We start from the raw sequence: 14,506 nt of genomic DNA, 5'->3' as shown, positions 1-14,506 counted from the left end.
CCTCTCTTTCGCATCGATCGAACTACCGACGGTAGCAGGGCCAGCGTCGCCCGCCCCCTGTCGATGGTTGGGCTTGGCGTGTCATGCACGCCCTGACCCGTGTTCAAGCGCCACACGCGGCAGCCGCTATAATCGGTTACCCCTTGTGCCGAGGGGCGCTGCGACCGGAGCGAGAGCGGATTCCCCGTCTCCAGACCCGGCCAGGCTCGGCGCGAGGCTTGAGCGACAACGGCGCCCGGACTTCGCGAGTTTCTCGCCATTGACCGGAGCTTTATCGATGAACGCTGCACTCAAGAGCTTTTCCACCGAGGGCGACTACAAGGTCGCCGACATTTCCCTGGCCGATTGGGGCCGCAAGGAACTGGACATCGCCGAGCACGAGATGCCGGGCCTGATGTCGATCCGCCGCCAGTACGCCACCGCCAAGCCGCTGGCCGGCGTGCGCGTCACCGGCTCGCTGCACATGACCATCCAGACCGCGGTGCTGATCGAGACGCTGAAGGACATCGGCGCCGACGTGCGCTGGGCCTCGTGCAACATCTTCTCCACCCAGGACCACGCCGCCGCGGCGATCGCCGCCACCGGCACCCCCGTGTTCGCGTGGAAGGGCGAGACCCTGGAGGAATACTGGGACTGCACCCTCGACGCGCTGACCTTCACCCTGCCCGACGGTACCCAGACCGGCCCGGAACTGGTGGTGGACGACGGCGGCGACGTGACCCTGCTGATCCACAAGGGCTATGAGCTGGAGAACGGCGCCAAGTGGGTCGACGAGCCGTCCTCCTCGCACGAGGAGCAGGTGATCAAGAACCTGCTCAAGCGCGTGGCGGTGGAGCGCCCGGGCTACTGGACCCGCGTGGTCAAGGACTGGAAGGGCGTCTCCGAAGAGACCACCACCGGCGTGCACCGCCTGTACCAGCTGGCCGAAGCCGGCACCCTGCTGATCCCGGCGATCAACGTCAACGACTCGGTGACCAAGAGCAAGTTCGACAACCTGTACGGCTGCCGCGAGTCGCTGGCCGACGGCCTCAAGCGTGCGATGGACGTGATGCTGGCCGGCAAGGTCGCGGTGGTGTGCGGCTACGGCGACGTCGGCAAGGGCTCGGCGCACAGCCTGCGTGCCTACGGCGCCCGCGTCATCGTCACCGAGATCGACCCGATCTGCGCGCTGCAGGCGGCGATGGAAGGCTTCGAGGTCAACACCGTCGAGGACACCCTCGGCCAGGCCGACATCTACGTCACCACCACCGGCAACAAGGACATCATCCGCATCGAGCACCTGACGCAGATGAAGGACCAGGCCATCGTCTGCAACATCGGCCACTTCGACAACGAGATCCAGGTCGAGGCGCTGTACAAGCTGCCGGGCGTGCAGAAGATCAACATCAAGCCGCAGGTGGACAAGTTCGTGCTGCCCAACGGCAACGCGATCTTCCTGCTGGCCGAAGGCCGCCTGGTCAACCTGGGCTGCGCCACCGGCCACCCCAGCTTCGTGATGTCCAACAGCTTCGCCAACCAAACCCTGGCGCAGATCGACCTGTGGCAGAACAAGGACAGCTACGAGAAGCAGGTGTACCGCCTGCCGAAGAAGCTGGACGAGGAAGTGGCGCGCCTGCACCTGGAGAAGATCGGCGTGAAGCTGACCAAGCTCACCGACGCGCAGGCCGCCTACCTCGGCGTGCCGGTCGATGGCCCGTTCAAGCCGGAGCACTACCGCTACTGAGCCATCGGCAGGAGATCGCCAGGCAGACAGGAACGGGCGCCGCGAGGCGCCCGTTTTTTGTGCGATCGGCGCAGCAAGCGTGTGGAGCGGAAGGGAGCTGGAAATTCGTACGGAGCGAAAAACCGCAGACGTCGCCACCTTGCGCCAACCCCTGCTCCAAGCCGCCTTTTCCGGCCAGTCGGCCGACGCGCCTGCCCAGCCAGGCATCTGTAACACACCTGTGCTACATTGATTCCAAGCCAATCGCCTGGAACTCTCCATGGGCACTACCACCATCCGCCTGCCGGACGCGCTCAAGGCCCGCGTCGCCAAGGCCGCGGAAGCGGCCGGCACCACGTCGCACAACTTCATCCTGGAAGCCATCGCCGAGAAGGCCGAGCTGGCCGAGCGGCGCGTCGACTTCCATGCCCAGGCCGATCAGCGCTGGGCCGAGTTCCTGGAAACGGGTGAGACCATTCCCTGGGACCAAGCGCGTGCCTATTTCAAGGCACTGGCCGCAGGAAAGCCCGCAAAGCGGCCGGTAGCGCGCAAGCTGGAAGACTGAGGTGACGCGCGTCCGCATCGCTCCCGGCGTGATCGAGGATCTGGAGCGGATCGCTGCGTATTTGCGCGAGCACGAGAGCCAGCATGCCGAGGCGAGGACCGAGGAGATCGTCAGCGCGTTCGACGTACTGGCGGGTAATCCCTTGATCGGCCGCCCGGTCCATGGAGACAACCGCGAACTGGTGATGGGCCGCGGTGCGCATGGGTATGTGGCGTTGTATCGCTATGTGGATGTGACCGATACGGTGATCGTGATGGCCATCCGCGCACAGCGGGAGGCGGGCTATGCGCTCGGCGGATGAAACCGAGTCGACGTCCGCACCACCGCATCGACGGATGCCGGCAGGGGCATCGTGGATCGCCCTCGGGCCATCGCCAACTGATTGATCCTCACCTCGCCCCCGACGGCAACCAGTGCGGCATCTCGCTGTCGGCGGATTGGATACTGAATGACCTTCGGCGGGTACCGCCGGCATGGACACCAACCCAAAGGCGACACGGTCCTGCCGATACCGATGCCGCAATTGTAGATAGGACGCCGTCATCCAACGCCTGCAACGGCACGATCTTCAGGCCGTGCACTCGCTGGCCGGCGCGTACACCGAAATTTGAATCCGGCTGCGCGCGTGATACGGCGTGCGTGCCCAGTCGCTCCAGCGCGCCTCCAGGCGCAGGCCGGCGATCTGCGCCATCAGGTCCAGCTCCGATGGCCACACGTAGCGGCGGCGCTCGCTGAAGATGCGCGTACCGGATTCGCCCAGTACCACCACGCGCTGGTCGATGCGCTGCTGCAGCGGATCGGGCTGCGAGCACACCAGCATCACTGCCGCGCCATCGCCGTCGGTGTCCGGCACGTCCAGCACCTGGCTGACCTTGCCGCCGCTTTCGAACACCTCTGCACCCGGCACCGCGCTCTGGATCAGCAAGCGGCCGTCGGGCGCCAGGCAGCGCGCCGCGTTGACCATGCAACGCAGCTGCTCGGCCTGCGTCAGCAGATACCCGAATGCCGCCACCGCGTAGATCAGGCCGAACGGGCCGCATACCGGCATGTCGGCGAAATCGGCGCAGACCAGGTGCAGGCGTTCGCTGCCGGGCTTGGCACGCAAGGCCTCGAGCATCGCAGGCGAATTGTCGATACCGGTGACCGGCACATCGCAGTGCGCGAGCGGCAAGCCAATGCGGCCAGTGCCGATGCCCAGTTCCAGCGCCGCACGGCCCGCGGCCAGCTCGGCGAGGACACCGACGCACTGCTGGGTGACGGCGGCAGGCCAGCGATCGTAGAAACGGTCGTAGATCGCGGCCAGGCGATCGTACTCGTGGGTCACGGGCATCCGCAGCCACTCGTTGCCGAAGTGGCGCGACCATAGCACGCAGCGATGGCGACGCAGTGGCCACACATGCAGGGCGGCACCCTGCATGGCAGGCGCGGCGATGCGCTGCAATCGCGTGCGACACACGCCACAAAACTGCAGATGACATGCGCATTGCAGTTGGCCGCGCTTCAGTCTTTTGCTTGCGCCGCCGCATCCAAGCGAGGATGCTTTTTCCCGCGCCTGCCACGCTGAGGCAGGCGCGACAATCGCAACAGATCCCCCGCTCAATCAGGAGTATCGCCATGAAACGCCTTTTTGATTCGCTGTCGCGTTGGGTGCAGAGCCTCGGTGGCCGCAAGCTCGGCTACATCTACACCTACTGACCTCCCCCGCCACCGTCGCGTGGCATGACCGTGCGAGAGGGGGCGACCCGCCCCCTCTCCCCAGCGCTCTCCGCTTCGCACGGCCGCACGCCCGTTCGCCATCGGCTCCATGTCCCCTCCTGCGTCGCGGTGTGACCCGCCGACACGGCTATTCGTGCGGATCTGCACGTGACCGATCCGCATCCGCGCCCGCCAGGCCCGCGCGGGCACTGGGCATTCGGCAACCGGCAGGCTTTCGCCACCGATCCCCTCGGCTTCCTGCAACACTGCGCACGCACGCATGGCGACGTGGTGCGGATCGCCGAGCGCACCTATCTGCTCGCAGCACCAACGGCGATCGCCACGGTGCTCGGCGACGACGGCAGCCTCTACGCCAAATCCGATCCGGATCCGCGTGCGCGGCGCGCTGCATTTCCGGCATCGGTGATGAACAGCGAGGGCGAGGCCTGGCGGCGCAAGCGCCAGGCGCTGCAGCCCGCGTTCCGCGCCAGCCTGGTGCGCGACTACGCCGCAAAGGCGGCCGCCGCCACACAGGCGCTGCTGCGATCGCGCGGCGACATCGACAACGTGCACGACCTGCGCCTGACCATGACCGCGCTCTGCGCGCAACTGGGCGCCGGCTTCCTGCTCGGCGATGCGGTGCACGCGCCGGCGCTGCTGCGGATGCTGCCGATGGTCGATGCGATCCTGCAGCAGACGCGTACGCCGTCCGCGGCGCCGGCCTGGTGGCCGAGTGCCGGCAAGCGCCGCCTGCGTGCCGCACGCGGCGCACTGGACACCGCGCTGACGCAGATCCTGACGTCGCCACATTCTGATGGCGCAGACGCCTCGGTGCTGGAGCTGCTGCGACGCGACGCTCCGCAGGCCGACGACGACTGGTGCCGCGACGAAGCGGCGGCGATGCTGATGTCGGCGCTGGAGCCGATGGCGGCCGGCCTGACCTGGACGCTGTTGCTGCTGGCGCAACATCCATCGATCGCGCAGGCCGTGGCGGAGGAAGCCGATGCCCTGCCCGGTATAGACGGCGCATCCACCACGCCCTGCGCCGATGCGCTCGTCGAACGCCTGCCGCTGACGCGCGCCTGCGTGAAGGAGGCCATGCGCCTGTATCCGCCGGCGTGGATGACCGCGCGCATCGCGCAACGCGACACCACGCTGGGCGGCTTCGCGGTGCCGCGCGGTACCCAGCTGATCGTCAGCCAGTGGGTGGTGCAGCGCGATCCGCGTCACTTCTCCGCGCCGGACCGCTTCCTGCCGGCGCGCTGGCTGGACCCGGCGCAGACACCGGCGCGCTACACCTACTTTCCGTTCGGCGGCGGTCCGCGCAGTTGCATCGGCAGCCAGTTGGCGCTGGTGCAGATGACCGTGGTCGTGGCCGGCCTGTTGCGCGAGCGCACCCTGCACCTGGCGACGGATGCACGGCCACGGCCGTATCCGGCGCTGGTGCTGCGTCCACTCGATGTCCGCATCGCCTTGCGCCCGCGCACGACAACCCTGTCCCGCCAGTCGCCCGCGACGGCGCCCTTCCCCCGCACACCGGAAACCCCGCATGGCTGATTCCACTGCCTTCGCCAAGACCCGGGAATACTCCAACCGCTTTTTCGATTCCGCCGCCTGGAACGAACTGGAGTTTCGCGACGGCGACATCGTCATCGCCAGCTACGCCAAGGCCGGCACCACCTGGCTGCAGCAGATCGTCGCGCAGTTGCTGTTCGAGGGCGCGGCGGACGTCGACGTGTCGGCGATCTCGCCGTGGCTGGACGGTGTGTACCCGGACCGCACGAGCAAGCTCGCGCTGCTGCAGGCGCAGACCCACCGGCGCTTCATCAAGACGCATCTGCCCGCCGATGCGCTGGTGGTCAGCGATCGCGCCAAATACCTGTACATCGGCCGCGACGGCCGCGACATCGCGCTGAGCCTGTACGACCACCAGTGTGCGGTCAGCCAGGATGCGCAGGCGCGGCTGGATGCCGGGGCGGCCGAACCGGGCAAGCTGCGCGTGGTGCCGCCGCCGAGCCTGCCGATGGATGCCTACGTGGCGCATTGGCTGGCCCACGACGGCGCACCGTTCTGGCCGTTCTGGGAAGGCGTGCGCAGCTGGTGGCAGCAGCGCGCGCAGCCGAACGTGCTGCTGGTGCACTACGCCGACCTGCTGCAGGATCTGCCAGGGCAAGTGCGGCGCATCGCCGCGTTCCTGGAGATCCCGGTGCGCGAGACGGACCGGGAGACCATCCTGGCGCACTGCCAGTTCGGCTACATGCGCCAGCACGCCGCGCGCTACGTGCCGCAGGGCGCCGGGCTGTGGCGCGAAGGCGGCAAGGCCTTCTTCAACCAGGGGCGCAGCGGCCGCTGGCGTACGCTGTTGCCGGCGACCGTCGCCGCCGACTACGAGGCGCGCGCGCTGGCCGAGCTGGGCCGCGAGGCCGCGCAATGGCTGGCACAGGGCGCCGGAGCGACGGCATGAGCCTGTGCGTCATCGGCGCCGGCCTCGGCCGCACCGGCACCCTGTCGCTGAAGCTGGCGCTGGAACATCTGGGCCTGGGCCGCTGCTATCACGCCATGGAACTGGCCGCGCACCTGCGCCAGGCCTTGCCGCTGTGGGACGCGGCGATCGACGGGCAGGCGGACTGGGACACGCTGTTCGCCGGCTACACCGCCACCGTCGATTATCCCGGCTGCTGCTTCTGGCGCGAGCTGGTCGCGCGCTACCCGCAGGCCAAGGTGATCCTGACCGTACGCGATGCCGATGCCTGGTTCGAGTCGGTGCGCTGCACCATCTTCGCCAGCGACGGCAGCGTGCCGGCCCTGTTCGGCGCCGAGGGCCAGCGGCTGAGCCAGTTCCTGCGCCGCGACTTCGCCACGCGCATCGACGATCGCGGCTTCATGACCGACTATTTCCGCCGCTGGAACCAGGCGGTCATCGCCAGCGTGCCGGCGCAGCGCCTGCTGGTGCTCGACACCGACGCGCAGACGGGCTGGGAGCCGCTGTGCGCCTTCCTGGGCGTGCCGGTGCCGGCACAGCCGTATCCACGCGTGCATGCGCGCAGCGGCGGCGGCACGCAAGCGCGCCCGCTGCCCAGCGACCCGGCGCAACGCGAGCAACGCCTGCGCGCCTACCTGGACCGGCTCGCCGTGGAGGCGTTCGCAGCGCCCGCCGACGGCTGAGCGCGCGTCCGCCTACAGCGAGAAGTTGCGCTTGATCGAGAACGACCAGGCGCCGTCGATCGGGTTGGAGACATGCACCCGGCCCTCGCCATCCGCCACGCCGGTGGTGTAGCGGCGATAGACGCCGGCGCTGTTCCAGGCCCGTGCGTAGCTCAGGCCGAACTCGGTGCCGCGCCAGGTGCGGCTCAGGCCCACGCGCGCGTCGGTCCAGCCGTAGTCGGCGAAGTTGCGCACGTGCTGGCGGCCGGCGTGCACGCTGGCCTGCCAGTCCGGCGCCAGCGGTAGCGTGGCGTCCAGCGCCAGATAACCGGAGCCGCGCGAGTGCCGGCCCTGGCCGACGCCCAGCGTGGCGCTGTTGTAGCCGAAGTAGTCGCGCGTCCAGGTGCTGGCGTAGGACAGTTCCAGCGTGCGCCAGTGCCCGGCGACGATGGCCTCGCCATAGTCGTAGCGCGTGCCGCTGGCGCTCATGCGCGCGCCGGGGTAGGCGTAGTGGTAGACGCCGGCGCGCCAGCCCCAGTCGCCATGGCTGGCCGCGTAGCCGGCATACACGTCCCACTCCACGTGCCCGCCTTCGATGAAGTACGGGCTCACGCCCGACGCCCAGGTGCCTGCGAACCAGCCGCTGTCGGCGGCCACGTCCAGCCCGCCCTGCAGCACCGGCCGCCCCCAGCTCTGCTCGAATCCGCGCGAGACGTAGTTCGAGGTCGCCGCCAGATTGGCGCTGGCGGTCCCGGCCCAGGCCGGTGCGGCGACGCCCAGCGCCAGCAGCAGCGCTGCGCTGCGCATGGCGCTCACGACACCAGCTCCAGCCGCGCCCGGCCCGCCGCGGCCAGGCCGCCCGACGAAGGTGCCGCGAGCTTGAACAGCGCCACCGCGCGCTGCAGTTCCTCGGCCTGATCCTCCATCGCCCGCGCCGCCGCCGTGGCCTCCTCGACCAGCGCGGCGTTCTGTTGGGTGGCTTCGTCCATCTGCACGATGGTCTTGCTCACCTGTTCGATACCGGCGCTCTGCTCCTGCGAGGCGGCGGCGATCTCGCTCATGATGTCGGTGACCCGGCGCACGCTGGCCACGACCTCGCGCATGGTGTCGCCAGCGCCGTTGACCAGCGCCGTGCCATCGTCGATCTTGCCGACCGAGGCGTCGATCAGGCCCTTGATCTCGTGCGCCGCGGTCGCCGAGCGCTGCGCCAGCGCGCGCACCTCGCTGGCCACCACCGCGAAACCGCGGCCCTGCTCGCCGGCGCGCGCCGCCTCCACCGCGGCGTTGAGCGCCAGGATGTTGGTCTGGAAGGCGATGCCGTCGATCACGCCGATGATCTCGGCCATCTTCTTCGATGCTTCGGCGATGCCGGACATGGTGTCCACCACCTGCTCGACCACCGCGCCGCCACGCGAGGCCACGCCCGCGGTGTCCTGCGCCAGGCGGTTGGCCTGGTGCGCATGCTCGGCGTTCTGCTTCACCGTCGAGGTCAGCTCCTCCATCGAGGCCGCGGTTTCTTCCAGATTGGCCGCCTGCTGCTCGGTGCGACGCGACAGGTCGTCGTTGCCGGCGGCGATCTCGCTGGCGGCGGAGTTGATCGCGGTGGTGGCCTGCTGGATGCGGCCGACGATGCCGGTCAGCTGTTCCACCGTGGCATTGGCATCGTCGCGCATCTGCGCGAATACGCCATGGAATTCGCCGTGCATGCGCGCGGTGAGGTCGCCCTGGGCCACGGCACGCAACAGCGCCGACAAGGCCGAGAGGTTGCCTTCGGTCAACTCCATCAGCCGGTTCAGCCCGACCACCATGCCGCGGAAGTCGTACTGGAAGCGCTCGGCGTCGCCGCGCCGGGAGAAATCGCCGGAAGCCGCGGCCTGCGCCAGTTCGGTGATGGCCTGGTTGATCGCCTGCAGGCTGCGCTTGGTGGTGCGCATCGCCTCGGTGATCGCCGCCTTCTCGCCCGGCAGCGGTTCCATGTCCACCTGCATGTTGCCGATCGCGTACTGCGACATGACCTCGACCAGGCGCCGCTGCACGTCCACGTGCGCGGCCACCAGTGCATTGGTGCCATGGACCATGCGGCCGTACTCGCCGGGGAAGCGCTCGGCGTCCATCCGGTAGCTCATCTCGCCGGCGTCGTGGCGCTGCGCCATCTCCGCCTGCGCCTGCATTACCGCCTGCAACTGCGTCTGCATGCTGCCCATCGCATCCAGCAACTGGCCCAGCTCGTCGTCGCGGCGATGCCGGACCTGGCTGTCCAGGCGCCCGGCGGCGACCGCCGAAGACACGCGCACGGCCTCGGCCAGCGGGTCGAGCACCTGCCGGCGCAGCAGCAGGTACAGCGCGCCGCTCAGCAACAACGCCGAGAGCAGGCCGACCGCGGCGATGGTCCACAACAGCGCACGCGCCTTGGCCATGACCAGCGCGTACGGCACCGAGACGCCCAGCGCGAACGTCTGCGGCGCATCGCCGATCTTCAGCGGCACGAACACGTTCAACGCATCCTCGCCGTCGGCGCGGCGGTGGTCGAACACCACCTGGCCCTTGGCCACGCGCGCCAGCATGTCCTTGGACCAGGCATCGCTGCGGGTCTTGCCGACCTGCTGCGGATCGCGGCTGGCCATCACCATGCCCAACGGCGACAGCAGGCTGGCATGGCCCTCGCCCATCGGCCGCAGCGCGGCGATGCGCTGCTGCAGGGTATCGAGGGTGAAGTCGACGGTGACCACGCCCAGGAAACGCCCGTTCTCCAGGATCGGCGTGGCCAGCGTGGTCATCAGCGTGTCCTTGCCGGCCACCGGGTAGTAGTAGGGCTCGATCACCACCGGCTTGTGCGTGTTGCGCGCCAGCAGGTACCAGTCGCCGTCGCCCGGCTTCTCGTAGTCGCGCAGCGCCTCGCGCACCAGCTGGCCGTTCTGCCGCGACCACCAGGTCATGTAGCGGCCGGTGGCGTCATGGCCCTCGGTGCCGACGAAGGCCTTGTCGTTGCCGTCGAACGCGTCCGGCTCCCACATGGTGCTGATGCCCAGCCACTGCGGATGCGCGTCGAGCTGGCTGCGCAGCACCGCGGTGGCGGTGGCGCGCGACAGACCGGCCGCGTGCTGCACGCGGAAGCTGTTGGCCAGCGCGTCGCTGGCGTCGAAGGCCACGCCGATTTCGCGCGACACCCGCTGCGCCTCCACTTGCGCCAGGTTCTCGATGCTGGTGCGCGAGGTCGACAGCAGCGCATCGCTGCTGCGCCAGTAGATGATCATTGCGGTCAGGCCGAAGCAGGCCAGCGCGAGCAGGCCGGTACCTAGCATCAGGCGTTTGGCGACGCTGCCGCGACGGCGCTGCGGCGACGGAGTGGACATGACGACTTCCTTGGCAAGGGGGGAGGGAATACGGTCGCGGGGAACGCCCCCACGCGGCAGCCCGCCACGGCGCGCGGCACGAGTGCGCCGTGTCCGCTGCCGATGACCTGCCCGAGGCGCCTTCCCCACCGGGCCACGATGCGCGGCCGGACATTGCGTCCTGGCGCCGCTGCATGGCGACCCACCCTCTCGCTATCGTCCCGCCGTCCGCAAACTTGATGGTCATTGCGCGTCATGCCGATGAACGGACAGGGCGTCGCGGCGAGAACGCGCGGCTGCGCGCAGTTCTGTTCAGCACTTATGCGCCAGTGCACACGCGCGTGCACGGATGCAGCACGGCGGGCCGGCGACGGCAACGTGCAGGGATGCGTGAAGGCGGCTGCGCGAATGCGTGACCGCGTCCGGAGCGATCACGCCTGCGCGCGGTAACGTGCGCCGCATGCACCGCGATGCGTGCCCGGCGAGGTCACTGCGCGCGGACCGTGTCTGGCCGCGCTTACGGCCGCCAGTTGGCGTTGTGCTCCCAGAACGCCACGCTGCGCCGATAGGCGTCGCGATCCAGCGGCACGCCCGAGCCGCCCTCCTCCACGCCCAGCGCATTGCGCAGCATGGTGATCGGCGCCATCGGGATCTCCTGCGGCTCGGCGGTATACAGGCAACCAACCACGCCCCAGTCCGCCTCGATCGGCGCGCCCTCGTGCGCGAGCTGTTCGCGGCTGTAGAGGATCGGCAGCAGGTACTCGGCCACCGGCGGCTCGACCCCTTCGAACCAGCGCACCAGGACCGGCAGCTCTTCACGGCTGCGCGCCTCGTAGCCCGAACGCAGCAGGCGCCGGTTGGCGTCGGTGATCGGCACGGTCAGGCAGCGCGTCGAGGTCCAGTTGCGGTGCACGTGCAACTTGCAGAACGGTGCGTAGCCGTCCAGCACCTGCAGCGGCGTGTGCGCGTTGAGGTGCTGCTCGAACTGCTCGGGCGTGCAGTCCTGGATCGCATTGCGGCGGCCATCGCGCGGGAACAGACGCGTGCGGGCAAACGGCGTGAGGACGATGGACATGGGGTACATGGCAAACGAGGGCCCACAAGCGTAGCGCGCGGCAGGGTCGGTGCCCACCGCTGCCACCTTCGCAGCCGGTGGCGCAAGGCCATGCGGAACAGCGCTTAGCGGAACTTGCGATACCTCGACTGGGTGCACTGTGGGAGGCACTTCAGTCCCGACGCCGTGCAAGGTTGGGTACCCAGCAGGCGCCGCTCGTCGCAGCTGCGTGACAGGTGTCCTGCAAATCGTGCATCCACCTGGCGACTACGGATGTGCCAAGGCGTAGTCGATCGCCGAGCGTACCGCCACCACCTGCGCGGCGTTGCACTGCTGCGGCGTGGCGCTGGCGCTGTCCGGATACACCTCGGTAGTCGTGGTGTAGCGCGCGTCGGTGATGCCTGCACACAGACCCAGCCGCTTCACCGGGTAGTTGATGACCCCCGGCGCCGCCAGCGGCGTGCCGATGAGTTCGCCGGCGGCGTCGGCCGGCGCGATATGGGTGACCTGTGCGACTGCGGACAGCACCGCCTGCTGGAACGCGGGCTGCGGGTTCTCGCTGTCGCCGACCAAGTAGAAACCGTCGGGAATGCCGCCCGGCGCGTAGGCGATGCCATCGCGCGCGGCCAGCGCCGGCCGGAATTCGGACTCGTCGCTGTCGGTGGTCTCGTGCAGGTCGATGTGCATGCGCACTTGATCGCGCAACGGCGCGACCAGGCGCAGCAGCGCAGCCGATTCCTGCGCCGGGCTGTCGGCGCGGAACGAACGGTTGGGATCCAGCGCATCGGCGTTCCAGCGGTGGATGCGCCCGTACGCCCACGGGCTCACGCACGGCGCCACCAGCACGTTGGCGCGGCCGGCGTAGTCCCCGGCATGCTGCTGCGCGAACTGCAGCGCGCCGTGCACGCCGCTGGTCTCGTAACCATGCACGCCGCCGGTGACCAGCATGCACGGCAAGGCGTGGTCCCAGTTGCGGCTGCGCAAGGCCAGCAGCGGATAACGCTCCTGCGCGTATGCCAGTTCCCCGTACGCGACCACCTCCCACTGCCCGCGCAGGCCTTCGATGGCAGCGACCACCTCGTCCTGGTAGCTGCGCCGGCGCGGCTGACCCGCCAGCCAGGCCGCCTTCTCGGCCGCGCCCCAAGGCACGCCGGGGGTTCCGATCGGATAGAAGGCTGCGCTGGTCATGGTGCTGCTCCGCGTCGACAGGTGAGGGCGGCGACTGTAGCAAAGCGCATGGGCCGCGATGCGACATGTGCCATGAATGCAGCCCGCACGGCGCTCCCGAGCGGAAGCGGATGCCGATCCCGCTTTCGTACGCTGTCGCCATGAATACGTATGTAGCGCGCGCATGTTGCGCCGCGATGCGCGCTTAGCATCCTCCGGCCGCACGCCAGCCCCGCGGCGAGGTCATGCCCCTGTCCTGCAGGCGTCCTGCCTGCGCCCACGCACCGAGGAGATCGAACGATGCGCGTCCCATCCGCTGCAAATCGTCTGCTGCACCTGCACCGCTGGCGCAGCCTGCTGGTCGGCCTGCTGCTGCTCCTGGCCACCGCCAGCGCCCAGGCCGACGTCATCCTGCATGCCTTCAACTGGCCCTATGCCACCGTGGAAGCGCGTGCCGCGCAGATCGCCGCCGCCGGCTACCGCAAGGTGCTGGTGGCGCCGGCCTACCGCTCGCAGGGCGACGCCTGGTGGGCGCGCTACCAGCCGCAGGACATGCGTCTGATCGACAACCCGCTCGGCGACACCGACGCCTTCGCCAGCATGGTGCAGGCGCTGAAGGCGGTGGGCGTGGAGACCTATGCCGACGTGGTGCTCAACCACATGGCCAACGAAGCGGCCACGCGCTCGGACCTGAACTACCCGGGCAGCGCGGTGCTGGGCCAGTACGCCGCCAATCCGCAGCGCTATGCGTCGCTGCGGTTGTTCGGCGACCTCTCGCAGAATTTCCTCAGCGCCAACGATTTCGGCCCGGCGCAGTGCATCACCAACTACAACGACCCCTACCAGGTGCGCACCTACCGCATCTGCGGCGGCGGCAACGATCCCGGCCTGCCGGATCTGGTCGGCAACGACTGGGTGGTGCAGCAGCAGCGCAACTACCTGCTGGCGCTGAAGGCGCTGGGCGTCACCGGTTTCCGCATCGACGCGGCCAAGCACATGACCTTCGATCATCTGAACAAGGTGCTCGATGCGCAGGTCCGCTCCGGCGTGCTGGTGTTCGGCGAGGTGATCACCGGCGGCGGCAGCGGCAACTCCGACTACGACCAGTTCTTGGCACCGTACCTGCAGGCCACCCCGCACGCGGCCTACGACTTCCCGCTGTTCAACTCGGTGCGCAACGCCTTCGCCTACGGCGGCAGCATGGACCTGCTGGTGGATCCGGGCGCCTACGGCCAGGCGCTGCCCGGTGCGCGCGCGGTGACTTTCGCCATCACCCACGACATCCCCAACAACGCCGGCTTCCGCTACGCGATCATGGACCCGGTCGACGAGACCCTGGCCTACGCCTACCTGCTCGGCCGCGACGGCGGCGTGCCGATGGTGTACTCGGACAACAACGAGAGCGGCGACAACCGCTGGGTCAACGCCTACCAGCGCGACGACCTCAAGCGCATGGTCGGGTTCCACAACGCCGCACAGGGCCGCGACATGCAGGTGCTGGCGCACGGCGCCTGCTACCTGCTGTTCCGCCGCGGCGACCTGGGCATCGTCGGCATCAACAAGTGCGGCAATACCGTCACCGCCGCGGTACCGATGAACGGCAGCGTATTGCGCTGGAACGTCGACTACACCGATGCGCTGGGTTCCGGCAGCGTGGTGCGTATTTCCAGCGGCAGCTACACCTTCAGCCTGCCGCCGCGGCAGGCGCGGATGTGGAAGCGCTGAGCCAGGGAGCGGACGCGGCGCGCCCACCGGCGCGCCGCGCGGGGAGCGCGTCGCCGCCCCCGGGCGACGCGGCGATCGCGCGACCGCGACCTCTTGCACATCCATCCGGATGAAGAGATATA

The 14,506-nt window shown here is 69.1% G+C and carries 12 protein-coding genes and 1 riboswitch; of the genes, 7 read left to right on the top strand and 5 right to left on the bottom strand.

The window, feature by feature from the left end:
* The first annotated feature begins 144 nt into the window (after positions 1–144).
* Positions 145–244, top strand: a riboswitch (S-adenosyl-L-homocysteine riboswitch).
* 33 nt (positions 245–277) lie between these two features.
* From ahcY to SLW52_RS01455, 3 genes are all read left to right on the top strand, one after another.
* Complete coding sequence (ahcY, locus tag SLW52_RS01465; RefSeq protein ID WP_152235560.1) at positions 278–1,723, top strand: adenosylhomocysteinase; 1,446 nt, start codon at positions 278–280, stop codon at positions 1,721–1,723.
* 259 nt (positions 1,724–1,982) lie between these two features.
* Positions 1,983–2,267, top strand: coding sequence for a ribbon-helix-helix protein, CopG family (locus tag SLW52_RS01460; protein ID WP_267093507.1), 285 nt, complete (start codon positions 1,983–1,985; stop codon positions 2,265–2,267).
* A gap of 1 nt (position 2,268) precedes the next feature.
* Complete coding sequence (locus tag SLW52_RS01455) at positions 2,269–2,568, top strand: type II toxin-antitoxin system RelE/ParE family toxin (RefSeq protein WP_267085449.1); 300 nt, start codon at positions 2,269–2,271, stop codon at positions 2,566–2,568.
* A 267-nt stretch (positions 2,569–2,835) separates the two neighbouring features.
* On the opposite strand, the gene SLW52_RS01450 is transcribed toward SLW52_RS01455, so the two are convergent.
* Positions 2,836–3,597, bottom strand: coding sequence for a class I SAM-dependent methyltransferase (locus SLW52_RS01450; RefSeq protein WP_267085448.1), 762 nt, complete (start codon positions 3,595–3,597; stop codon positions 2,836–2,838).
* A 533-nt stretch (positions 3,598–4,130) separates the two neighbouring features.
* Between SLW52_RS01450 and SLW52_RS01445 the strand changes: the two genes are divergently transcribed.
* From SLW52_RS01445 to SLW52_RS01435, 3 genes are read left to right on the top strand one after another with little or no spacing between them, the layout of a single operon-like run.
* A complete protein-coding gene (locus SLW52_RS01445; RefSeq protein WP_320739590.1) occupies positions 4,131–5,519 on the top strand; it encodes a cytochrome P450 in 1,389 nt (462 codons plus the stop codon).
* Entirely contained in the window at positions 5,512–6,426 is a 915-nt protein-coding gene (locus tag SLW52_RS01440) for a sulfotransferase domain-containing protein (protein WP_320739591.1), read from the top strand. The genes SLW52_RS01445 and SLW52_RS01440 overlap by 8 nt, the downstream gene beginning before the upstream one ends.
* Positions 6,423–7,127, top strand: coding sequence for a sulfotransferase family protein (locus SLW52_RS01435; RefSeq protein WP_267099988.1), 705 nt, complete (start codon positions 6,423–6,425; stop codon positions 7,125–7,127). The genes SLW52_RS01440 and SLW52_RS01435 overlap by 4 nt, the downstream gene beginning before the upstream one ends.
* 12 nt (positions 7,128–7,139) lie before the next feature.
* Here SLW52_RS01435 and SLW52_RS01430 read toward each other — a convergent pair whose 3' ends face one another.
* The 4 genes from SLW52_RS01430 to SLW52_RS01415 all read right to left on the bottom strand — a co-directional run bounded on the left by SLW52_RS01430 (position 7,140) and on the right by SLW52_RS01415 (position 12,680).
* Positions 7,140–7,913, bottom strand: coding sequence for a TorF family putative porin (locus SLW52_RS01430; RefSeq protein WP_267094130.1), 774 nt, complete (start codon positions 7,911–7,913; stop codon positions 7,140–7,142).
* A gap of 5 nt (positions 7,914–7,918) precedes the next feature.
* Positions 7,919–10,459, bottom strand: coding sequence for a methyl-accepting chemotaxis protein (locus SLW52_RS01425; protein ID WP_284698662.1), 2,541 nt, complete (start codon positions 10,457–10,459; stop codon positions 7,919–7,921).
* Positions 10,460–10,955: 496 nt separating this feature from the next.
* Complete coding sequence (locus SLW52_RS01420) at positions 10,956–11,513, bottom strand: DUF3228 family protein (protein WP_017912964.1); 558 nt, start codon at positions 11,511–11,513, stop codon at positions 10,956–10,958.
* Between the two features lie 246 nt (positions 11,514–11,759).
* Positions 11,760–12,680 carry a M14 family metallocarboxypeptidase gene (locus SLW52_RS01415; RefSeq protein WP_320739592.1) on the bottom strand — a complete coding sequence of 307 codons (921 nt, stop codon included), beginning with the start codon at positions 12,678–12,680 and terminating at the stop codon, positions 11,760–11,762.
* Positions 12,681–13,013: 333 nt separating this feature from the next.
* Between SLW52_RS01415 and SLW52_RS01410 the strand changes: the two genes are divergently transcribed.
* The gene (locus SLW52_RS01410; protein ID WP_026143419.1) at positions 13,014–14,384 is read left to right on the top strand and encodes an alpha-amylase family protein; all 1,371 of its coding nucleotides are present in this window, start codon (positions 13,014–13,016) and stop codon (positions 14,382–14,384) included.
* Positions 14,385–14,506 lie beyond the last annotated feature (122 nt).

Source organism: Xanthomonas sp. LF02-5, assembly GCF_034105325.1.
Taxonomy (GTDB): Bacteria; Pseudomonadota; Gammaproteobacteria; order Xanthomonadales; family Xanthomonadaceae; genus Xanthomonas_A; species Xanthomonas_A sontii.
Note: the sequence above shows the minus strand (reverse complement) of the source record. Positions and strands in the feature narration are given on the sequence as shown.